Source organism: Pedobacter jeongneungensis, from assembly GCF_000633455.1.
GTDB lineage: Bacteria > Bacteroidota > Bacteroidia > Sphingobacteriales > Sphingobacteriaceae > Pedobacter > Pedobacter jeongneungensis_A.
Map to the genome: position 1 here is coordinate 161,079 of NZ_AYMG01000006.1, position 24,006 is coordinate 185,084.

General features: G+C 41.0%; 18 protein-coding genes. 6 read left to right on the forward strand and 12 right to left on the reverse strand.

Going from position 1 to position 24,006, the window contains the following annotated elements; genetic code table 11:
* Positions 1-238: 238 nt before the first annotated feature.
* Entirely contained in the window at positions 239-1,330 is a 1,092-nt protein-coding gene (locus tag U859_RS0105500) for a BamA/TamA family outer membrane protein (protein ID WP_240183013.1), read from the forward strand.
* A gap of 1 nt (position 1,331) precedes the next feature.
* Here the strand turns inward: U859_RS0105500 and U859_RS0105505 are convergent, their stop codons facing one another.
* Positions 1,332-1,970: a DUF5710 domain-containing protein gene (locus U859_RS0105505; protein WP_025142424.1), complete on the reverse strand. Its 639-nt coding sequence runs from the start codon at positions 1,968-1,970 to the stop codon at positions 1,332-1,334.
* A gap of 1,510 nt (positions 1,971-3,480) precedes the next feature.
* Between U859_RS0105505 and U859_RS31555 the strand changes: the two genes are divergently transcribed.
* The 3 genes from U859_RS31555 (at position 3,481) to U859_RS0105515 (ending at position 5,824) form a co-directional block, all read left to right on the forward strand.
* Positions 3,481-3,651 (forward strand): helix-turn-helix domain-containing protein, encoded by a 171-nt coding sequence (locus tag U859_RS31555; protein ID WP_084153028.1) that lies wholly within the window; start codon positions 3,481-3,483, stop codon positions 3,649-3,651.
* A 103-nt stretch (positions 3,652-3,754) separates the two neighbouring features.
* Entirely contained in the window at positions 3,755-4,603 is an 849-nt protein-coding gene (locus tag U859_RS0105510; RefSeq protein WP_025142425.1) for a helix-turn-helix transcriptional regulator, read from the forward strand.
* Positions 4,604-4,630: 27 nt separating this feature from the next.
* Entirely contained in the window at positions 4,631-5,824 is a 1,194-nt protein-coding gene (locus tag U859_RS0105515) for a serine hydrolase domain-containing protein (RefSeq protein ID WP_025142426.1), read from the forward strand.
* A gap of 1,239 nt (positions 5,825-7,063) precedes the next feature.
* On the opposite strand, the gene U859_RS0105530 is transcribed toward U859_RS0105515, so the two are convergent.
* From U859_RS0105530 to U859_RS0105555, 6 genes are all read right to left on the reverse strand, one after another.
* Positions 7,064-8,827 (reverse strand): flavin monoamine oxidase family protein, encoded by a 1,764-nt coding sequence (locus tag U859_RS0105530; RefSeq protein WP_025142427.1) that lies wholly within the window; start codon positions 8,825-8,827, stop codon positions 7,064-7,066.
* A gap of 12 nt (positions 8,828-8,839) precedes the next feature.
* Positions 8,840-10,027 (reverse strand): FAD-dependent oxidoreductase, encoded by a 1,188-nt coding sequence (locus tag U859_RS0105535; protein WP_025142428.1) that lies wholly within the window; start codon positions 10,025-10,027, stop codon positions 8,840-8,842.
* 434 nt (positions 10,028-10,461) lie between these two features.
* The gene (locus U859_RS0105540; RefSeq protein ID WP_025142429.1) at positions 10,462-11,274 is read right to left on the reverse strand and encodes a tyrosine-protein phosphatase; all 813 of its coding nucleotides are present in this window, start codon (positions 11,272-11,274) and stop codon (positions 10,462-10,464) included.
* Positions 11,275-11,356: 82 nt separating this feature from the next.
* A complete protein-coding gene (locus U859_RS0105545; RefSeq protein WP_025142430.1) occupies positions 11,357-12,955 on the reverse strand; it encodes a SusD/RagB family nutrient-binding outer membrane lipoprotein in 1,599 nt (532 codons plus the stop codon).
* A gap of 18 nt (positions 12,956-12,973) precedes the next feature.
* Entirely contained in the window at positions 12,974-16,333 is a 3,360-nt protein-coding gene (locus U859_RS0105550; RefSeq protein WP_025142431.1) for a SusC/RagA family TonB-linked outer membrane protein, read from the reverse strand.
* A gap of 488 nt (positions 16,334-16,821) precedes the next feature.
* Positions 16,822-17,151, reverse strand: a complete 330-nt coding sequence (locus U859_RS0105555) for a hypothetical protein (RefSeq protein ID WP_025142432.1) — start codon at positions 17,149-17,151, stop codon at positions 16,822-16,824.
* Positions 17,152-17,660: 509 nt separating this feature from the next.
* Here U859_RS0105555 and U859_RS31935 point away from each other — a divergent pair.
* Positions 17,661-18,146, forward strand: a complete 486-nt coding sequence (locus U859_RS31935; RefSeq protein ID WP_162799875.1) for a hypothetical protein — start codon at positions 17,661-17,663, stop codon at positions 18,144-18,146.
* Positions 18,147-18,175: 29 nt separating this feature from the next.
* Entirely contained in the window at positions 18,176-19,975 is a 1,800-nt protein-coding gene (locus U859_RS0105570) for a tyrosinase family protein (protein ID WP_025142435.1), read from the forward strand.
* 99 nt (positions 19,976-20,074) lie between these two features.
* Here the strand turns inward: U859_RS0105570 and U859_RS0105575 are convergent, their stop codons facing one another.
* Genes U859_RS0105575 through U859_RS0105595 form a run of 5 tightly spaced genes read right to left on the reverse strand, consistent with a single transcriptional unit; the run spans position 20,075 to position 23,873 of the window.
* Positions 20,075-20,464, reverse strand: coding sequence for a cupin domain-containing protein (locus U859_RS0105575; RefSeq protein ID WP_025142436.1), 390 nt, complete (start codon positions 20,462-20,464; stop codon positions 20,075-20,077).
* A gap of 24 nt (positions 20,465-20,488) precedes the next feature.
* Positions 20,489-21,061 (reverse strand): NAD(P)H-binding protein, encoded by a 573-nt coding sequence (locus tag U859_RS0105580; protein WP_025142437.1) that lies wholly within the window; start codon positions 21,059-21,061, stop codon positions 20,489-20,491.
* Positions 21,062-21,073: 12 nt separating this feature from the next.
* A complete protein-coding gene (locus U859_RS0105585; RefSeq protein ID WP_240183014.1) occupies positions 21,074-21,733 on the reverse strand; it encodes a flavodoxin in 660 nt (219 codons plus the stop codon).
* Positions 21,730-22,854, reverse strand: a complete 1,125-nt coding sequence (locus tag U859_RS0105590; RefSeq protein ID WP_115684134.1) for an aldo/keto reductase — start codon at positions 22,852-22,854, stop codon at positions 21,730-21,732. Before U859_RS0105590 ends, U859_RS0105585 begins: the two co-directional genes overlap by 4 nt.
* A 35-nt stretch (positions 22,855-22,889) precedes the next feature.
* Positions 22,890-23,873, reverse strand: coding sequence for an aldo/keto reductase (locus U859_RS0105595; RefSeq protein ID WP_025142440.1), 984 nt, complete (start codon positions 23,871-23,873; stop codon positions 22,890-22,892).
* Positions 23,874-24,006: the final 133 nt, after the last annotated feature.

Genomic DNA, 24,006 nt, shown 5'->3' on the forward strand with positions numbered 1-24,006 from the left:
ATATAGCGGTTTATCATTCTATAACGAATAAGCAAAACGCCTGTTGTAAAGGTGATCAATAATTAGTTCTGTCTAAAAATAGGAACATTTTAATAAATTAACAGACTAAGTAAAAAAATAAGTTACAGAACGGAATAAAAACAGTCTGCCTTCATTTACAATTCATTAAAATTCTGAAATAATTTACTTTATTTGCGCCATGAAAAAAATGCTGCTGTCTGCAATATGTTTACTCATAATGCTCCAGTGTACGGCCCAGATCAAACTGATTAAGAAACTGTTATCAAACGAGAAAGATACCACACGGAAATCGAGCTTTATGCCTATTCCGGTACTCGGTTATACGCAGGAAACCGGTTTTCAATTTGGAACAGGTGCATTGTTTTCTTTTTATGCCGACCGTAAGGATACTACTAACCGGAGTTCCAACTTTTCGGGCACAGCCTCTTACTCTACCAAAAAAACCTACAATTTCAGCATTTTGGGTGATGCCTGGAGCAAAGGCAATATTTACCATGCCATTGCAGAAATCCGTTTCAGAAAAATGCCCTTTAATTTTTATGGTATCGGCAACCGCACCAGAAAAGCCGATGAAGATAAACTGCAACAACAGGATTTTAAGATTAAACTGGACCTAGAAAGAACCTTTATCAAAAATTTTTACTCAGGTATTTCTTTAGGATATGAAAATTATGTTTTTGATGATAGGTCGCCAGATAAGGTTTTTACCCAACGGCCCGAAATACAGGGGAAACGAGGCGGAAAAGTAATCTTTTTAGGCCTTTCGCAGAGTTATGATACCAGAAACTCAAACAACTACCCAACCAAAGGCTTTTTTGGAAGGGTTACTTATCAATATGCACCGGACTTTTTTGGCGGCACAAATTTTACCGGAAGCCAGTACGGGGCAAACGTGCGTAACTTCTGGAACCTTGGCGGAAAATTTGTACTGGGTGCACAGGGTATTTATCAGGGCTTAAAGAGCGACCACTCTCCTTTTTACATCCTACCACAGTTAGGAAATGACGAAATGATGCGTGGTTATTATTCGGGCAGGTACCGCGACCGGAATTTGCTGGCCATACAGAGCGAACTGCGCTACAGGCTTAATAACCGCTTTGGTGCAGTGCTGTTTGCAGGTACTGGCACCGTTTGGGGCCGTACAAGTTTCGCATTGGATAACTTTAAGCCCGATGTAGGTGCGGGTTTAAGGTACTTTTTCGATCCGGCAAAAGGATTAAGCGTGCGTATGGACTATGGCATAGGTACAAAAGTGAAAAGCGAAGAACGACAAAGCGGTTTTTACATCAGCCTTGGAGAGGCATTTTAATCTATCGCTGCAAAAACTCCGAAAAATCCATTTCTTCAAACTGCTGGCCGCCATATTCACCTTCAATGGCATAATCATATTCCAGATCAAAGGATGTAATCCCGATATCATCGGGATCGTAAACGATTGGGAAAAACGGTCCGCCTGGTTCATCGTGCAGTTCAAAATCGCCCTGTAATATGCCGCAATGTTTGCAGGTATTTGCCCAATAGGAAAACTGGATTGCTTTTGAAAAACTATATTTAAACTGTGGGTGAACTTTCTTTAAATGTTCCATAGCAGGAAGATCTGCACTCTGGAGATAACTGAACAAGGTTGGATTTTCGCCTTTAACCCAGGCAACCTCACCGCCATCAGGATCATCTTCATCAACTTGTTGTAAATGATAATAATTTACCGCAGCTGGAGCCATTACAGGTGTTTTCTGTCCGCACTTCCAGCAGATCCTGGTGGCTTTAGCCAATAGATAAGGTTTTCTTATAATACAATCTAAACGGCCTGCAGGGATCCACTTTGCAAAACGGTTTATATCTTCAACATGATCAGGAATAACCCATTTCTTGATTTCAGTGAGCCAATAGGCCCCGAGTGCTTTGGCCTCGTCTTTATCAGCAAAGGGAACATTAAGGATATAAGGCATGGTTTGGTTTATGCTTGCAGGACGAAAATAATTAAAATCTGGTTATTAGTAAAGCAGAATTTTAACCGTTGGAAAAATGTTCATTGGTCATTGGTTTATTGGTCATTGGTCATTGGTCATTGGTTAGCATGGCGCCCATGGCAAAGTGAAAATTTTAACCGCAAAGCATGCAAAGCGGAATACGCAGGGTATGCAATTTGAGTGTTTCCATCGTACATCTTACATTTTCCTTTTGATAAATCCTTCGACTACGCTCAGGATGACATCACAAGAGAGATAAAACGAGATGGATTTTCCGTGTTTTCCGTCTCCGTGGCTTTTAACCACAGAGAAAACAGAGAGAAATACACAGAGAAAATAGAGTTGGATGCTTAGCTTTTACATTATTCATCTCAAATTTCCATTCTTAACAGATCCTTCGACTACGCTCAGGATGACATCACAAGAGAGATAAAACGAAATGGATTTTCCGTGTTTTCCGTCTCCGTGGCTTTTAACCACAGAGAAAACAGAGAGAAATATACAGAGGAAATAGAGTTGGATGCTTAGCTTTTACATTATTCATCTCAAATTTCCATTCTTAACAGGTCCTTCGACTACGCTCAGTACGACATCACAAAGAGAGATAAAACGAAATGGATTTTCCGTGTTTTTCGTGTCTCCGTGGCTTTTAACCACAGAGAAAACAGAGAGAAATACACAGAGGAAATAGAGTTGGATGCTTAGCTTTTACATTATTCATCTCAAATTTCTATTCTTAACAGTTCCTTCGACTACGATCAGGATGACATCACGAGAGAGATAAATGAAATGGATTTTCCGTGTTTTACGTGTCTCCGTGGCTTTTAACCACAGAGAAAACAGAGAGAAATACACAGAGAAAATAGAGTTGGATGCTTAGCTTTTACATTATTCATCTCAAATTTCCATTCTTAACAGATCCTTCGACTACGCTCAGGATGACATCACAAAGAGAGATAAAACGAAATGGATTTTCCGTGTTTTCCGTGTCTCCGTGGCTTTTAACCACAGAGAAAACAGAGAGAAATACACAGAGGAAATAGAGTTGGATGCTTAGCTTTTACATTATTCATCTCAAATTTCCATTCTTAACAGATCCTTCGACTTCGCTCAGGATGACATCACAAAGAGAGATAAAACGAAATGGATTTTCCGTGTCTCCGTGTCTCCGTGGCTTTTAACCACAGAGAAAACAGAGAGAAATACACAGAGGAAATAGAGTTGGATGCTTAGCTTTTACATTATTCATCTCAAATTTCCATTCTTAACAGATCCTTCGACTTCGCTCAGGATGACATCACAAAGAGAGATAAAACGAAATGGATTTTCCGTGTCTCCGTGGCTCCGTGGCTTTTAACCACAGAGAAAACAGAGAGAAATACACAGAGAAAATAGAGTTGGATGCTTAGCTTTTACATTATTCATCTCAAATTTCCATTCTTAACAGATCCTTCGACTACGCTCAGGATGACATCACGAGAGAGATAAAATGAAATGGATTTTCCGTGTTTTCCGTGTCTCCGTGGCTTTTAACCACAGAGAAAACAGAGAGAAATACACAGAGGTTTATCTACAAGTAGGTTTCGAAGACCTTTCGCACTTTTCTTTTGCCTTTAAAAAAGCGTTTGGGATGGCTCCGTCAGCACTTTTGCAATCATAATAATTTTCGGATAACTTATTTATAGCAGATCAAATTTGATATCAATTTTTTAATTAAGATATTAGTATGAATACGATTGCAAGTTGACCGATCAGCAAAAAAAATGAGCACCTATTACAGTGAGCTTTCTGTTCCAGACCGTTATCACGGCTATATCCAAAAATTCTGGACACTCAGCAATATTCTGAATCCCTTTTACACACCAGTTAAATATGCCCTTCCAAATGGTTACTGCACCATTGTTTTTATTGATGGTAATGGTGTTTCTTTAAAAATCGGAGATCAATTAATTAACTTGCCGGCAGGCATTTATCTTGCAGGGCAAATGACCAGGCGCATCGGCATTACACTATCCCCGCATACCAGGGCCGTAATGGCGCAAGTAAAACCGTGGCTGCCTGCGCTCATTACCAATTTTCCGATGAAAGATCTCGTTAATAAGGTAATCAGTCTGGAATACCTCAATATGAAGCTCTACCACAATTTGTTGAGTGTAAATGAGGCAGCACAAGAAGTTGTGGCAGCAGAACTCTGTAAAAACCTCCAAATTTACCTGCAAAGAAACGCCAATACTTCGCTCATTCAATGGGCTTTTAACCAGCTCGAAAATCTACCTGCTCAACAGCATCGCGTTGCCAACCTGGCATTGCCGTCAGGATATACCCAACGACGCATTGAACAGAAATTCAAAGAACTTGTAGGACCTACGGCAAAAGAGATTCAGCAGATTTTGCAGTTCAGGAAACTTATCGATGAACTTGATCAGTTTCAATCACGCGGTTATTTAAGTGCGCTGGCCCATCGCCATGGTTATTACGACCAGTCTCACTTTATCAGGTCTTATCAGCGCATTATGAACGAAGTACCTTCCCTTTTTGATCATAATGGTTACATTTTACCTGCATCCGGGCATTTCGGTTTTATACAATCTTCTAAGCTGGCCGATCTTTAAATTTGCTGCAGATTAAAACATGATCACATGAAAGAATGGAAGTTTATATGTATAGCATTGCTTGTATTAACCTGTAACAATATTGCATGGAGCCAAAGCAAAGCACAACTGCTAACCACCTCACTACAGAATTTTTATGAGAAAGACAGCTTGCCCGGTATGTCGGTGGTATTGGTTGATGCCCATAAAATCGTCTACCAGCATGATTTTGGTTATGCCAACATGGAGCATCATATAAAATATAGTACTCATAGTATTCAGAATATTGGTTCGGTAAGCAAAACCTTTATTGCAGTGGCCCTGATGAAATCGATAGAAATGGGTTACTTTAACCTGGATACCGATATCAATACCATACTTCCATTTAAAATTACTAACCCGAATGCACCCCATGGCATCATTACCATCCGCCACCTTAGCAATCACAGCTCGGGCATTGTAGATAATCCTTCGGTTTTTCCGAATGTATATCATTTTGATACTGGTTTAGCTCCTTATGATACTTCTGCTTATAAGGTATTACAGGATCTGGGTTACCTGCAACAGGTTAGCGACAGTGCATTAGGTACATTTATGTATAACTATTTATCCACTGAAGGAAAATATTACCATCAGGAAAACTTCGGAAAGGAAGCGCCAGGCCTTTCTTCCAGTTACAGCAACATTGCTTCGGCATTGGCGGCTTATTTAATCGAAATCAAGTCTGGCATCTCTTACGCAGATTTTGTTACCAAATACGTTTTAAAACCCCTTGGGATGAACCGTTCGGTATGGAAACTGAATAAAGCAGATTTAAAAGATTATGCGCGTCCATATTATAAGCGCAATGCCCCATTTCCCTATTATCATTTTATTACCTATCCTGAAGGAGGCTTGCGCACCAATACGTATGAGCTTGGTAAATATGTAATGGCTATGATTAAAGGTTACCATGGCGAGGAGACGCTTTTAAAAAGTTCCGCTTACAAAACCATGTTTACACCGCAGTTTTCTGCACAGGCGCCACCCAAAGGAATCAGTTTAGCAAAACGTAACAAAGGCATTTTCTGGAACCTGTACACTAATGGTACCATTGGCCATGATGGCGACGATCCCGGTGTGAGCTCTTTTTTATTCTTTAATCCCAAGACAGGCCTCGGTGGAATTTTCCTCTGCAATAAATACCTGGAAGATAAAACTGCCATTATTAACTTGTTGGTGCAGTATACCAATGAAAAATAAGACTCTTAAATAAGAGAGCTTAAAAACTTAGACTATATTTTTCACCATATAAGACAGATAAGAAAATATAAGACCCAGTGCTATAAGAAAAATAAGTTTAAATTAAACCTTAATAGCGAAAGCATTAAGGTTTCCGCTTGCGCGGGATCCGATAGCTATCGGATGACGATCGAATTATAAATATTAAAAGGTAAAGTACAAAGATTTCTCCACTACGGTCGAAATGACGATTTATCGCATCATTAATACGGACAATCCTGTAAGCCCAGCTATCGGCCTGGCAGATTTTCGCTGGAAAAAGCACGAAAATCTTTGCACTCCTTTTTCATACCCTACAGCCCAAGGCAGGATCAAGCGTGCGCGCAGGGATAAGTAAGGGTAAGAGCATCGATACTGCAGCAATCAAGATTTTCGTAGCTTTTTACAAGGAATTGCGTAGCAATCTTTTATACCTATAAAAACAATATTATCAGATAAAAAACGATGCAAGCCTTGATTTTTGGTTACCTTTTTATCAAGAAAAAGGTAAGAGCCCTTCGGTGGCGGCGAACCGAGGCAAGCCCGAGCATGGGGCAACACAAAAGTATATTAGATGCATTAAGGTTCCCTCCTGCGCGGGACCCGATAGCTATCGGATGACGATCGAATTATAAATATTTTCAAAAGGTAAATTATAAAGATTTCTCCACTACGGTCGAAATGACGATTTATCGCATCATTAATACGGACAATCCTGTAAGCCCAGCTATCGGCCTGGCAGATTTTCGCTGGAAAAAGCACGAAAATCTTTGCACTCCTTTTTCATACCCCACAGCCCAAGGCAGTATCAAGCGTGTGCGCAGGGATAAGCAAGGGTAAGAGCCTCGATACTGCAGCAATCAAGATTTTCGTAGCTTTTTACAAGGAAGGATGCAAGCCTTGATTTTTGGTTACCTTTTTATCAAGAAAAAGGTAAGAGCCCTTCGGTGGCGGCGAACCGAGGCAGGCCCGAGCATGGGGCAACACAAAAGTATATTAGATGCATTAAGGTTCCCTCCTGCGCGGGATCCGATAGCTATCGGATGACTAACGCTTTATAAATATTTTCAAAAGGTAAACTACAAAGATTTCTCTACGGTCGAAATGACGATTTATCGCGGTTTGAATTAACGTGACACCCTGAAACCGGCATAACAAAAGGGTATCCAAATAAATTGAATACCCTTTTGTTTTATACACTAATTTTCATCACTTCCTTCCCTACCAACCCAAATAATACTTAGGATCTAACCACACCGGCCTGTCCAGTCCAAAATAATCCTGCAGCATTTTTTCTGCTACACAGAAAGCACCTTCTACCCAACCCTGCTGATCAGAATAAGCCTCGCCGATAATGTGGATCTGCTCATCTTCTACCGGTTTACGCATGTATGGCATTACACTTTCTACCGAATAACCTGCTTTCCAGGCATGGTATCCTGCGCCGAAAGGTTCATCTGTCCAATCCCTGAAATAGGTTACATAAGGCTCGGGGATGGTTACCTCCTGCCCATGCAGTTCGCGCAGCTGGGTCATTAATTCATCCACCATCAGTTTAGTGGCCTGTACGCTATCCAGTTGGTGCAACTCTTTTAAAGAGGCCGATTTAGCAGGTTTTACCTCGAAAAGTAATTTATCATCCGTAAGCGCTTTCCAGAAAGTTTCCGTTTCCATATCGCCATAACTGCCTAGCAACATCGAATTGTTGGTTTCCGGATCGGTACCAAAATAATAACATTGCCTCATTGGTAAATCGGTAATCGAATGACCTGAATCAATGCCCAGATCTTTCCACCACGGGTATGGGAAGCCCATTAATATTTTAAAAGCAGGCTCCATAATTACCGAACGGATATTGTAATTGAGGTAAGAATTTTCGTTCACATTGAAAAAGAAATTCTCCTGATCCAGCAGCTCCAGCGATTTTCTCGGCATGGCAAGTATAAGCGTATTCGCATATACATTCCATGTGGTATTCGTTTCGAGGTTTAAAAAAGTAAGCTGGTATTTATGGGTGCTTACCAAAGGATGCGTTTTGGTGAAAGTAAGCAGTTTATTTTTTGACCAGATGCAGCTGCCTTCATGATCGGTATAAGCATTGGCTACCGCATAAGCGATACTATCATAACCTTCTTCGATGGTTTTGTAAATGGTACCGGCAGTGAAATCGCCCACCATATAAGGAAAAGCTTCTGCCGAATTCCAGTTGATGGTATTCGAATAATAGCCGCCTGCATTGGCTAAAAACTCATAACCTTCCTGCGAAACCTGATCTTTAATTAAATTCCAGAAACCCAGGTCATTTACCTTACGCTTATCGTATGGCGAATTAGGGAAGTTGTATACCAGTTTAGGTTTAATATCGTCCCAATCTACACTCGTTAATTCAAAAGAATAATCATAGATCGAAGCTCCTTTGATGATTTTTTTACCATAAGTTTCTGCCACATAAGGATCGGCCATTAAAACTTCGTAAATAATTTTATTGAAAAGCTGATCCGAACTGAAACCGAAATCGTCGTCATTGAGGTAATAGCGGGTACTTAGTTTCTCACCTGCTGCCTGTGCAACCGTCCAGGCATCTTGTTTAAAATGTTCTTTCCGAAGATACATGATCAGTTCTGCCGGACTGCCCATGGGGAACGGTACAGGTGTCATTTTATCTTTCAAAACCGGTATACGCTTTGATAAATCTGGCTCCGAAAGCGGGTAACCTTCAATTAAAGTGGTTACAATTTCCTGCGAAGTAAGGTAACGCATCCCGCCTAGTTCGCCCCAAAAATTCATACCTGGCATAATTACCGATTCTAACCTTCCACCCAGCTTATCGTTCATATCGAAAATCTGTACCTCACTGGCGGTATATTTTTTATCCGTTACCAAACGGTAAGCGGTATATAAACCGGAAGTTCCGGCGCCGATAATGGCTACTTCTAATTTTAAATCAGGCTGCTTTCCTGTATTTAAAGGCGTGTTTTTATTCATTTGAGATGGTTTTTAAAATGCTTTAAAGTATTTGTACCCTAGTTGAAAAGGAGTAATATCAAAATCGGTGTGTCCGTCTAATACCAAATCGGCCATGATTTTACCTAAGAAAGGTGTAAATTTTGCTGCCCATCCTGTGGCGTACAACACAATGTTTTGATGGTTCGGTACATATTTGGGTGCGAAATCGATCAGCAGTTCTTTATTTGGAATTTTGCTGAGGGCAATTAAACAGGTTGAAGTATATTCTGGTTCTGTACCCAGGCCTGTCATATGTTCCTTTACCCAATCAGCCGTATAACCCAACTCCTGAGGGTTAGGGATTAATGTTCTGTCGCTTGGTTCTTCAATGGGTTCGATCACAAAATCTGGTGCCACGCGGATGTATTCAGGATGGTCCCAATCTACCGAAGGGAAACCATAAAACTGATTGCCATTTTCGCCTACTGCATTCTGGAACACAAACCAGGTTGGGTATTGTATATTGGGATCGTTTTTTTTAAAATAAGCCGACGACATGTTCCAATAAGTTGCTTCTATTTTAAAATCAAGTAAGTTAATTACACTGTTGATGTAGGGACCAGGAATGATGGACAGTTTTTTGGTAATGTAAATTCCATTTGGCGTTTCAATTTCAAAAAGTTCACCAACCTGGTTGATCTTAAGCACAGGCGAATTCTCTTCCAACTGAACGGTTTCTTCTTTTTTGCAAAGGTTTAAAAGCGTTTCGATTGTGGCTTTGAAATTGATACTTGCGCCATCCGGCTGAAACAATCCGGTATAGGTTTCGGGTAAGTTTTTAAAATGGTATTTTTCTTCTATTTCTTTTGCCGTAAGCGTAGTATACGGAACGTTTAATGCTTTTAGTGCAGCTTCCGCTTCGGCAATATTTCCTTCTGTTGAATGTACTGCGGGATCTCCAAACCAGAGCGTCCCTACTTTATCAAGCAATGAGGTACCGGTTTCTTTTTCCAGTTCGTCCCAGTAAGGTTGCGCGTCTAAAGCCATCTGCACCATATATTCATCCGGGTAAGGAATCCGAAACTGGCGTGATACACCTGCAGAACTACCCAACTGATTTACAAAAGTAAATTGCTCGAGTACCAGGGCTTTGGCCTTTCGTTTGCCAAGCTGGTAGGCCGTGGCTAAGCCTATGGCGCCTCCGCCAATAACGATTACATCGTAGTTTTCTGTTTTCATAAATTTTGTTTGTTTGGTATGGTTGTTTGGAACAGCTAAAGAGATAATACGAAGTCCATAACCAGATATCCGTTTCTCCTCCTGTGGAATATATCATTAATGGTTTAACAATTGAATCATTCAATTGCATTGCCCGGATGAATTACTAAAGCAACAGGAATGTTGGTGGGATGAGCTTGTACATGAGAGATTAATTTAACGTATGGGGTCTTAAAAAATATTCCTAATTGGTTTAGGCTACACCAAAACTAAACAATTAGCCCTCCATTTTTTATACTCAGTTTTAAGTATTTTAAAGGGCAGGTGGGCAAAATCAAACTACAGCGCCCCCTATACAAGCATGTGGATGGCTGATAAAAGAAATGGCACCAATGGTTATATTAAACCATAGGTGCCATTATAAGTTAAATGTTAGTCAGTCTCTTGTTAAAACATTAATTTGTATATTTCTTTCTTAATGTTGCCAGGTCGTTATTGCTCAGCTCCATTTCAGTTTTAAGAAATTCATCAACACTTCCGTATTTAGAAATAAGTGCATTGTAAGTTGCCATTAAATATTCTTTCTTTACGCCCGCCAGATCTTTGGCAACTTGCTCTTTAATTCCCATCTGTACCATGCCTTTTACCATTTTTTCATTTTCTTCTTTACGGAATTCGTTGCTCAGTAAATAATCTTCTAAAATGGTTTCTTCCGGAACGCCCAAAGCATATAACAATAACGCTGCACCAATACCCGTCCTGTCTTTTCCTGCAGTACAGTGAAAAAGCAGTGCAGAAGAATCTGGCTGTTTTAACAAGGCTTTAAAAAACGGCTGATATTTATCCTTCAAATGCGAGGTTTGTCCGTAAAAAGATTCCATCAGCGAATCGGCAGCATTTAATTTAGTCATCTGCGCCATCCAACTGCTCAGGTTTTCGCTCCCGGCCGGCAATTGTAAATAAGCGGCATCTTTAGGCAAACGGTCTTTTGCTTTGGCCACTTCATCATTGCTTCTAAAGTCGACCACAAAACGGATGTGCTTTTGATTCAGCAGTAAAAGATCTGCATCGGTAAGTTTACTGATTTCTCCGGAACGGAATACTTTTCCCCATTTTACATGGGTGCCCTGCCTGGTTTCATAACCGCCCAAATCTCTAAAATTTGTGGCACCTTTAACCGCAACAGCTCTGGTGCTATCAATAACCGATGCAAGGGCAAACTGCACACTGCATGCCAGGCTTAAAAACAGGATAATGCTCTTTTTCATTTTCTATTTGTTAAATGGTAAATAAGGAGCTGCTCGGAAAATTGAGCCGCTCCTTATCTTTTTAAAAAACTTATTTATAATATTACTTAAGCAACCACATCAGTTGGTTTACATCATCATTGCCTCCATACTGACTGGTAACAGCCGCCTTGTAGTTTGCATTGATATTGTTCTGCTCATCAATAGGGTATTGCCAGCGAACCGGGATTTTTTGAGAAGGATTAATGCCTGGGCCGTTGTTTGAAAATGCCGGCACACCGGTTCTTCTCCAGTTATAAAATGCTTCCCAGCCAGAGTTTTGCCAAAAAGCCACATATTTCTGTTCCAGAATTTGCTTTAAACCATCGGCGTTATCACCTTTATACACTACATTGGCATTATTCAGAAAATCTGACGTATTTAAGGTCACGGTTCCAAGGGTTAAACCTTCCCGGTTCCCAACTGCATAACTCTGTCCGTTAACAACTCCATAAAAACTTAGCGAAGCATTAATTCCATTGTTATACCATGCTGAAGCAGATCCTGTTAACCAGCCCCTGTTAATGGCTTCGGCAATATTGAAACACATTTCCGGATAGCCAACCAAAATCAGGCTTTCTGGTCCTGCGAAAGAAGCATAATACCTTTTGAAGTTTACATAAGAGTACATGCCCAATGCATCATTTGCAGCTAAACCTGCTTGTGTAAGCGCAATATCAGAACCTACGTAAGCTGAAAAATCGGATACGGTTTTACCTGCTGTAAGCTGAGCTGGTGCCGGCGTAGCAACGATAAAAGTCATTGGATCTTTATTGGCTGTGGTAATATTCAGATAAGTTTTACTTACGTTGCCAAAAAGGTTGTAGGTTTCATCCGGGTTATAGATGTACTTGTTTACTGTGGCATTAAATTTAAAGCTCAGGTTATCGGCGTTACTACTTAAGATTGGGTACTTTGCAGGATTGCCAATGATGGCCGCAAACTGTGTTTTAATATTCAGATCAGCGTTATCATCAGCTCTTTTGCTCAACGAAATCAGTACCCTGAGTTTGTAAGCATTAATTACCTTTTGCCATTGCAGATACGTAAGTCCAAAAATATCTCCACCTACTGCAGTAGAAGAATTTAAGGGTGTTACCAGTGTCGACATGATGTTGTTTGCATCTTCCAATAACTGTAAAGAGTTTTTATAAACATCGTGCTGGCTATCAAACTTTGGCTGGAAAATAGCTGTATTGCCCGCTTCTGTCATCGGAATATCGCCAAGCCTTTGTGTAAGCCAGATAAAACTATAGGCCCTGAAAAATTTCCCAAGAGCAGCATAAATGGTATTTGATGAGTTAAACTGGGCAGCTGCCTGACTCTCCATTTTATACACATACCTGATAATGTCGTAAGTAGTGGCGGTATTGCTAAATGCATAGGCATTTGCTCCGCGGTAATACGCGTTAGAAGAAGTGGTAAACTGGTTCCAGCGCATTACCTGCCCGAATGGATCTTCCTCAACAGCATTTGCTGCCTTATCAACAAAACCTCCACCTTTATAAAAACTCCAGGTAATGTGGTTTAATAATAATGAAGCAGGAATGGTAGAATTTTCATTGGCAACATTTGGGTTGGGCAATAAATCTCCTTTTTGGCAGCCCATTGTGCTGATAAGCAACATCGCAACTGCTGATATTTTGAATATATTAGATTTCATATTTTAAATTTTTGAGCGTTAGAAGCCTATATTGATATTAAAACCGTAGCGACGGGCAGTAGAGCTCTGCAAATCCGATTGTTTTCCACCCAAACTTCTGCTGGTTAAATTAAATCCTGAAGCATATTGGTCAAGGTCGATGTCTTTACGTTCTGCAAAATAGAGCAGGTTTCTGCCTACCAATGAGAATGAAGCTGAACGGATGAACGATTTTTCCAACCATTTCTTTGGCAAAGTGTAGCCAATTACCACCTCACGTAGTTTAATGTAAGAACGGTTAACCATAAATGGCTCATCAAACAAGCCATAAACACCATTCTGGATATAACTTCTTAAGGTTACCGCTTTCGTGTTTGGGGCAAAAGTTAATTCGTTATAGTTATCGATTTTTCCATTTGTGTAATGCGGTGTACCCGATGTAATTACAACACCGCTTCCAACCATGGCTGCAGTAGCGTTGGCTACCCCACCGTTTGTGCTCTGCCATTCTTTTAAACGGGCATCGCCATACTGGCCTTCTACCAGTTCGATGGCATTACCGGCATTCATCATCTGTGCGTACACATAATCGAATATTTTTCCGCCCGAGCGTCCGTCAAGCTGGAAACTGAAGCTTAAATTTTTATAGGTAAACCTGTTGTTTAACCCAAATACAAAATCAGGATTGGCATATCCTAAAAGCTGGTTGTTGTTAATACCTGCCTGTTGTGCCAATGGTAAACCACTTGCATCATGGATTACCTGCCCGTCAGCAGAACGAACATAAGCACGACCATAAAAGGCATCTAAACGTTCGCCCACTTTATAATTGTGTCCGTTAATTGGTAAAGCATCTACACCCCCATAAATCTCCTTTAAGGTTTCTTTATAAGTAGACACATTGGCCATTACATCCCAGGAAAAACCACCTGATGTTTTAACAGGCGTTCCGTTAACCGAAAGTTCCCAACCCTTCTTTTGCGAGGTGATGGCGTTTACACTCCTTGTGGCATAACTGGTAGATGGTGCCAAAGCCAATTGATAAATAAGTGGTCCGTTTATCGAAGTAAAATAAGTGAACTCTGCCCCCAATCTGTTTTTCAAAAATTTAACATCAACACCTGCTTCGTACGATTTTACGTTAAACGGTTTGATTGATGGGTTTGCAATATTTTTAGAATAATCTACCGATGGTGTATTGTTATAATAGGTAGTAGAACTGTAAGAATTCTGGTTATCGTATGATGGTCCGTCGTACGATGAGATCAGTTCGGTTCCATAACCTCCATAAAGTCCGCCTCCCAATAATGAGCCTACGGTATTACCTGTTAAGGCCTGGTAGGCTGTACCAATTGTTGGATTGGTAAGCGCACCTTTTACATCAGCAAATGAAGCCCTTACTTTTAAAAACGACATAAAGGAAGGCAGCTTGGCATAATCAGAAATTACACTGCTTAACGAAACCGATGGATAAAAGAAAGTACTTTGTCCTTTTGGCAATGTAGAAAGATCATCTACACGACCAGTGGTATTGATATTTAACCAGTTTTTAATGCCAAGATCTACTGAATAATAACCGCTGTACACCTGCATTTTTGAACCAAATGTATAACCCTTAATCGGACCTTTAGAATTGGCGAAGTTATACACGTTCGGGATATTCATCGCAAAGGTTGTTTCCCAGTTAGAACTGTATTCGAAAGTCCGCAGGTTTCCCCCTACCGATACACCGAGATCAAGCCAATTGCCTATTTTGTTGTTATAATTTGCCAATACATCATGGTTGTGCTCCATCAAGCGACGTTGATCTTCGCGGTAATCACCATACCAGATATTGTATATACCACCGGTTTTATTAAACTCATAATCGTTAACATACTGGTTTAAGTTGGTAGATGGTGGCACTTTCTCCGTTCTTAACTGGTTCCATGTGGTAATCTGTGTACGGGCAAGAAAATTTAAATGCTCATCAACTTTATAACTCAGTTTTGCATAACCGTTAATATCTGTTTTGTTATGGCTGTGCAGCCATTCGTAAGCGGTAAAATAAGGGTTATTGTGTCGTCCGTATTCCACAAAGTTCTGAACAAGTCCTTTTCTGCCACGCTCTCCGCCCCAGTAATCTTCAACTTCGGCAACATCCCAGTTGGCCGAACCATATACCTTAAACTGGTACACATAACTGTTGGGGCCGTAAGAAACATCCGGAATGTTTGGTGTGTACTGCGAGTTGAAATTCAAACTTCCGTCCACGCGTAATTTTTCGCTGAACTTATATCCGGCAGAAAGTGCAAAGTTATCGATGTTGAGTTTTGTATTTGGGGCCATGCCTTTTTGATAAGTATGGGTAAGCGATGCCCTTAAATCATATTTATCACCGGATGCACCTACCGAAACATTATTGGTAGATAGCAAGCCGGTTTCCATAAAATTCTCAAAATTATTTACGCCTTTTGCCGTCCATGGTGTTAAGGTTCTTTTTCCACTGGCATCCAGCGGACTGTTGTACTGTGCTACCCCTTGCCCATCAAACTTTGGACCCCAGATATTGGTTCTTCTATAACTACCATCCAGATCATACAGGTCCGATCCATAAGCATATTTATAATCATTACCATAGCCATATTGAGTCTGTGTTTCGGGCAGGGCCACAAAACCACTTTCCAGCATGGTGCTGCTGTTAAAATCGACCGTAAACCCACGCCCATCTTTCGAACCTTTTTTGGTTGTCACCAAAATTGCACCGTTCTGCCCCCTCGAACCATAAAGTGCTGCCGCATTTGGGCCTTTTAAAACCGTGTAGGTTTCAATGTCATCTGCGCTGATGTTCCAGGTATCAGAATTTACAGGTACACCATCAACTACAAACAAAAGATCGGTACTTCCGCGCAGCACAAGCTGTGGGCGGCCGAGCATCTCAGCATTTCCACCAACGGTTAGTCCTGCAACTTTCCCCACAAGTGAGTTAATTGCATTTGGTTCGCGGGCTTTTACAAGATCTGAACCTTTAACTTCCTGTGTAGCGTAACCGATTTTTTTGGCTTCTTTTTTAATACCAAGTGCGGTAACAACTACATCAGACAATACATTTGCATCATTTTTCAGGCTGATGTTTATGGTTGACTGATCTCCCAACAAAATCTGCTGAGTGGTAAAACCAATTGAAGAAATAATAAGTACCTGTCCTTTCTCGGCCGAGATGGAAAAAGTTCCATCAGCAGCACTGGAAGTTCCTCCTCTGCTCCCTTTGATCATAATACTGACACCTGGTACAATGGCCTGGGTATCATCTTTAACAATACCCCTGTATTGGGTGCGTTGGGCAAATAAACCTGAAGTATGCGTTAATAGCACAAGCAAAAGGCAAGCCCTGAATAAAATTAGTAAGTTTTTTTTCATGAAGCGTTCTTTAATGATTAGCTGCGCAAAAGTAGAAGCAGCACATTATGAAAATGTTTAGCGCACAACATGAAAGGATGAATTTTTGATGAAGAAAACAGAAATATTACAGGCAAAGTACGATCTGATGTAAAGAAAATAACAACTTAAAGTGTAGTCTTTAAATTAAAAGCGCTAAAAACTACTCAACCCATTCATTCCACTGAAAAACAGGTCATTACTAATGATACAGAACAAAATTTCAGATCAATAAAAGAAAATTGCCAGAATATTTATAAAAACAGCTAATAAAATAGCCGGAATGCAACGAAAAGAGAAACAAACAGTAACAAACGCACTATAATAGCACTTAACACGACAATTTTCGACTCATGAAAGTCAAAATCGTTTGCATCCGGAGAGAAAAAGGTGATAGAATTAAATTATAGAGATTTTGGCTTTAAAAAGCCGGATATAAATTGATAAATATTAGAATAATACTATTCGTATTAGATTAGGTGGCTTTTATGAATACTCTTTTTAAGGAGAACGAATTCGTAACTATCATGCGGAATAATCCGTCTGAGTGATTTCAGCTTTTCGGGTACAAACCTAAACCTGATTTTGCCATATAGGTCCTGATAAACATCAACCTGGGCTGCTATTTCAGAAACCATACGTTCATATTTATGGTAGGTTTCGATTAAGTCTAACTTCAGTTCCCTGATCTGGTCGCAGCTTTTAGGATCATTTCCAATTATTCCTTCAAGCTCTTCCAACTGATCGAGCAAGCCGATCATATTAGCTACTGTAGCTTTACTTATTCCTTTTAAACTCATAATTATTTTTTTATAGACTTAAAAAGCCATGCCGGTTATCTTTATACCACTAACAACAAAGCAAAATTGCATTATTAATGTTTAGCTAAAGTAAACAAATATTCATATAATAGTTAACTTATACTAAACTTTAGTTTATAAAAAATCACATGTTATCCGCCGTGCTTTTTTGTTGGTCAAAGCCCGTTTCACCTCTCCCCCTTCTTTAGCCTCCATGTCAGAGATAAGAATACCATTGTAACAAACCACTTTCAGGTTAAAACGATAATATAAAAAAATAATCCATATAAAAAACAGTATTAAAACGGTTTTTTCTAACTCCTCCAGGCTCTACCTTTAGGTTACGCATTATAAATCAACGCAATAGAAAATTACCGCTCCACCGTGAACCATACTTTGTACAATAGCTGTATTCCTATTTACTACCGGCACAAGCCCGGCTGGTGTAGCCACATTCTTCTTTGCCGTATATCAGAAACTGGTTAACTAAACAAGAAAAAACATCCCATATGAACCATCTAGATTTAACGCCCAAATGCTGCTGCAATGCTCCGGCAGAGATACAGTCAGTTGTACCGCCTCCGGCACCTGCTAAAACCAAAACAGTACTGCAATCTTTCTTTTCGACATTGCTGAGTGTACTCATTGCCTTTTTTCCAAAGTGCCCGATGTGCTGGGCAGCATACATGAGCATGTTCGGCTCCCTCAGTATTGCAAGGCTGCCCTACATGGGCTGGCTGCTCCCGGTACTATTTATAATGCTGGGCGTACACATGTTCCTGTTGTTCCGCAGGGCGCCAAGGGTGGGCTATCTTCCATTTTTTATCAGTCTGCCTGGTGCGCTATCGCTAATCGCGGCCCGTGTGCTTTTTCCTTCTGAACAAAGCCTGCTGATGGTTGGCATGGCTTTTATCATCGGCGGTTCACTGCTCAATAGTCTTTCAGCAGGCCGGTTACGCTTTGCATTTGGCAAACAGCCAATTACCCAATCATAAACATATCCATTCAATAAAAAACCTAACCAATGAAACCAACACTAAAAGTACGTAGGTCGATTCAGAACATTTACAACGATTTTAATAATGGCAAGCCCGAAGAGCTGGAAAAGCTAATAGTGGCCTGGCAGTTTATCAAGGCACTGCCAGCTGATCACCCCAATTCATTTATGACGCTCGGTGGTTTCCACGGGGAGCCTTTTGTAGGCCGCGGCGCTTATGATGGAAGCTATTGGGGAGGTTATTGCAACCATGGCAATATACTTTTCCCCACCTGGCACCGCGTGTACCTGCATAAACTGGAAAAGGCACTACAAAGCGTTCCCGGCTGCGAAAGCGTAATGCTTCCTTACTGGGACCAAACCTATAAGATAACCAAGCCGGATGGCAGCAAGGAATTCTTAGGCGTACCGCCCATTCTTACCGATGAGTATTTCACTTTTTCGAATAATGTAACCATTCCTAATCCGTTAAAATCTTTTGTATTGCCAGTGGCATTGCACGATTATGTGGAAGTAAGTTCTTATTCTAAACCTCAGGGTTACGAAACCGTACGGTACCCGCTATCAGGCCTGGTGGGCCGACCTACCGACCGTGCAGCAGCCGAACTCAATAACAGTGCCTACTATATTCCGGGTACCAACACCATCAACGTGAAGCTGACCACTCAATTATTGAACGACAACGTGATCGGCTGGCTGAGCGGTACAGTAGAAATACCGGGGCAGTTTAACCCCAACAATCCACTTACACCAGTAGGCAAGTTCAGGGGCGGTGTATACGACAGTTATAAAAAAAGTCTCGATGCCCCTTGCTATACGGTATTTTCTAACAATACTTCCCGCAGCGAGTGGAACGATCCCAAATACAATAACGTTAATGCACAATCGCTTGAATCGCCACATGGCAGTATCCACCTTTCGGTAGGCGGCGTTAATATGCCCGGACAGGATGCCAACCCCAACTCTCCAAATCCCAATGTACCATCAAACGCCAACGGCGATATGGGCGAGAACGAAACGGCAGGACTTGATCCAATTTTTTTCTTCCACCATTGCAATGTAGACCGCATATTCTGGATGTGGCAGAAAAAACATAATGCTACCACCAACCTCGACCTTTCGGTACCAGGCTTCCCCGCCGATCAGCAATATCCGGGAACCAATAACGAAGGGCAGCAGCCACCTGTTGGTTACGAACCGAGTGAACAGCTGACCATGGATTCTCCGCTTTTCCCTTTCAAAATGGTGGAGAACGGGCAAGAACGCTACTTCCGCTCGAGCGATGTTTTCGACATAGAGAACCAGCTGGGCTTTACTTACGAGAGCCTATCGCTTGATGATACCGACCAGGCAAGTGCTTTGAAACTGCAGGCATCTGCACCCCAGGAAGTACACAAAAGCGATAAGGTGCTCACTATAAATGGCATCAACCGGGCTAAAATAAATGGTTCTTTCGTACTTTCTGCATACGCTACTATAGATGGCGTTCGGCATTTCCTGGGCGCTGAACCGGTACTGAGCAGGTGGCGCGTTGTAGCCTGTAAAAACTGTTTAACACACCTCGAAGTATCTGCATCCTTCACACTCTACCAGTTTACAGAGGATGAAATCGCCAGGGCTATTTTTGATGTACAGATTAATGGCAGATCGGGTAATGAAGCGGAATTTGCCAAGTTTACCGTTGCCAACCAGGCAAACGCCAACAAATTACTCACCGCCCGTGCACCGGGCAATATGATGCTGATGGCAGATAGCCTTGGAAAAGGATTGGTAGCAGAGGCACCAATGTTGATGAACAGTTCAGCCTTTAACATGCAGGTATCATAAATCAGATAAATGATAAAAAGCTGCCTTCATTGGGGGCAGTTTTTTTATTAAAGGTTACTCAAAAGCTTCGTTCACTTCCTGAATATTGACGATCATTTTTTAGCCGTTGTATTGCTCGTCAGTTACCGGCTCCATCCAGTTTACCATGCCCTTATCCGTGTTGATATTGATGGCGATATGAACCATTGGTTCATCAGGAGAAGCGCCATGCCAATGCTTTATGCCTGGCAAAATGTTAATCACTTCTCCCACAGCAAACTTTTGAATGGGCTTTCCCTCTTCCTGATAATAACAGACCCCTTCTTTAACAATTAGTATCTGATTAGAGGGATGGGTATGCCAGTTATTGCGGCAACCTTTTTCAAAAGCAACATCGCTGATGTTACAATTGGTTACCTCGTCTGCCGCGACTAAAGTTTTTAGAAAAGCTTTTCCCGAAAAATATTCAGAAGGCACTGCTTTGAAACCTTTATGTTCTAAATCTTCCATTTTTATTTTTTAATGTTAATTATATTAAATTTTGCTTATCCCCAGGTTTTCACCAATATAGGTATCGGGATTTTCAATCAATCTGGCTACAAAGTCAGCAATACTCTTTCTCGAAATCGCAGTGCCTTTTTCAGGTTCTCCTTTTTTAGTTACCCCATATTCTACCTCATTTCCGTACGTAAACCAGTCAGGCCTTAAAATGGTGTAGTCGAGTTTTGATGCCTCAATCACATCTGCCAGCTTCCTGTAAGGAACAAGCACTGGCTTTAGCGGTACTTCATATATCCCGATAGCACTAATGGCAATGATCCTTTTCACACCATTTTCTTTCATGGCTTTAACAATATTTTCGGTCATAGTTTCCAGATCACCCGCAAGATTTTCATAAACAATATCCTGCCCTGATAGGGCTGCTTCAAGGTCGGCATAATTAAGTACATCACCTTCAATTACGGCGGCTTTTCCTATACTTTCTTTATCGAGTTTTGTCTTGTCCCTCACAAACAGGGTCAATTGTACATCAGGCATTGTTTGCAGTGCTTCAATAACAAATTTCGCAAGGCTCCCTGTTGCACCTATAATGATTACTTTTTTCATTTTTCTCCGTTTTTAATGCTGCAGCATATTAATTTTCCGCAACCACTTTACCACTTGCGTTTCAGCCTGCTTACGTTTTTCATCTTTAATTACGAGCAAAACTCCGTCTCTTTCTATACCACCTTTCATCGTGAAACCTTCTATCACCTTGCTATACGGACAGAGTTCCTTAACGGTATCAAAAGTGCTTCCGATGCCATATCCTGCATTTGTATTAAAAGGAATAACCGTTTTTCCTTTAAGATCATACCTCCGAAGAAAACTTTTTACTGGCGGCGGTAAGGCCATGCCCCAGGTTGGAAAGCCAATATAAATAAGGTCATATTGCCCGATATTTTCAATCTTTGTCTTCAATAGTGGCAGAAATCCGGATTCATTTTCATTTGCCACCTGGGCAACAGTTGTTTTATAATCTTCAGGATAAGGTTTTTCCATTTCAATAGCAACCAGATCACCTCCAACTTTGCTATGAATAATTTCTGCAATGGTTTTTGTATTATTTGTCCGAGAGAGATAAACAATTAGTATTTTTTGTGGCGCAGATAACTTTACCTGAGCAGGTTTTTCCTCCGCATTGGAGCATGATGATATAAGGCAACCTAACACGATCAATAAGCCAGAAATGTTTAATGTTCTTTTCATGATGATTTCCTTTACCTGATGAGTATTCATTTTGTTTGAGCGGTTGGGTACCGGTTACCAACAATCCCGATTTTTGAAACGGCAGTGGTAAGAGCAGATAATTCTTCAGGGGAGAACTTATAGTCTATTGCCCAAATATTCTCCTGAAGATGTGCCAGTTTAGTTGTTCCCGGAATTGGCACAATCCATGGTTTTTGAGCCAGCAACCATGCAAGCGAAACTTGCGCTACGGTTAACCCACGTTCATTGCCAAACGAAGATAACACATCAATCAGCGCCCAGTTGGCTTTTATGGCATCAGGCGCATAACGTGGTAGCGAGCCACGGTTATCGTTGCCATCCACATATTTTGTCCGCTCGTTGATGTATCCGGTTAAATAAGCCCGGCAAAGCGGACTATAGGGTACAAAGCCGATTCCCAATTCCTCGCAAATGGGAAAAATGTCCTTCTCAGGATCTCTTGTCATCAGCGAATATTCGGTTTGTATAGCCGTTAAAGGTTGAATGGCATGTGCTTTTCTAATGTTTTCCGGCCCGGCTTCACTTAATCCAAAGTGTTTTACTTTTCCTTCTTTGATCAAATCTCTTACCGTTCCCGCTACGTCTTCCATTGGCACATTAGGATCAACGCGATGCTGATAAAGCAGGTCGATTACATCGGTTTTCAATCTTTTCAGAGATTGTTCTACTACTAATCTGATGTGTTCCGGCCTGCTGTCGAACTTCTGGGTAACTTTGTTGTTTTCAAATACAAAACCAAACTTGCTGCATAGGGTAATGTCTTTCCTGAAAGGTTTTATGGCCTCCCCAACCAATTCCTCATTAACGAACGGTCCATAAGCCTCGGCCGTATCAAAAAGATTGACACCCATCTCGTAAGCTTTTCTGATCGTTTGGATCATATATTTCCGATCCGGAACAAAACTCCTGTTCCACGACATGCCCATGCAGCCTAATCCCATGGCAGAAACGTTGATGCTATTTTTACCTGTACCCAGTGTACGGCTAAGCAGCTTAGAAGGACTTGCCAGATCTCTATTGACCTTTTCCTGCTCAGGAGATGATGCAAAACTTAAAGCAGGAGAAAGCAATAGTGCGCCGCTTAAGGCGGTACCGGCTTTCAGGAAATTTCTGCGATTTTGATTTTCCATAATTTTATTTTTTTGTGATGCGGTTTTGTTGCGGATTATTTGCCTACCCTATTTTGAAGATGCTGAGGATACCTTTCGCCCTGAATCGTTATTTTTGATGCTGCAGACTCAATTTTTTCCAAATCTGCTTTTGTTAATATTACAGATGCTCCGCCAACATTTTCCTGTAAACGATGTAATTTCGTTGTACCCGGAATAGGTGCAATAAAAGTTTTTTGGGCAAGCAACCAGGCGAGTGCAATTTGTGCCGGGGTGGCCTCTTTTTCAGCCGCAATAGCTTTTAACAGATCAACCAAAGTTTGATTGGCTTTCCTGTTTTCTTCTGAAAAGCGCGGAACAATATTCCTGAAATCTGTTTTATCAAAAGTTGTATTTTCATTGATGGCTCCGGTTAAAAATCCTTTCCCTAACGGGCTGAAAGGCACAAAACCGATTCCCAATTCTTCTAATGTTGGAAGGATTACCTGTTCAGGTTCGCGAAAGAACAAAGAATATTCGCTTTGTAAAGCTGCTACAGGCTGTACAGCGTGTGCCTTACGGATACTTTCTGCACTCGCTTCAGAAAGCCCGAAGTGTTTCACCTTACCCTCAGCAATTAAATCTTTTACCGTTCCGGCAACTTCCTCAATAGCTATGTTTGGATCAACCCTGTGCTGATAAAACAGATCGATATAATCGGTCTGCAAAAACTTTAGTGAGTTTTCTACCACTTTTCTAATTCTTGCCGGACTGCTGTCCAAACCTTTAGTCGAATCGCCGTCTAAAAAGCCAAATTTGGTGGCAATAACCACTTTATCCCTAAAAGATTTTACAGCCTTCCCTAATAGGATTTCATTTCCGCCCTGGCTGTAAGCTTCCGCAGTATCAAAAAATGTAACGCCTAAATCATAGGCATTTCTGATTAATTCAATGGCTTCTTTTTCATCTGTTGCGGGTCCGTAGCCAAAAGTTAAACCCATGCAACCTAAACCTAATGCGGAAACTTCTAAGCCGCTATTTCCTAATATTCTCTTTTCCATTTCAATTGTTATTAAAAGTGTTCCGTTAGAAATTGTTCCTACCGGCGATAAGACAAAGTTCGGCATCGCAGATATGGAAATTGTTATACAGATTACTGCAAGTCATACCATTATTACTGATGTACGCTCCCGG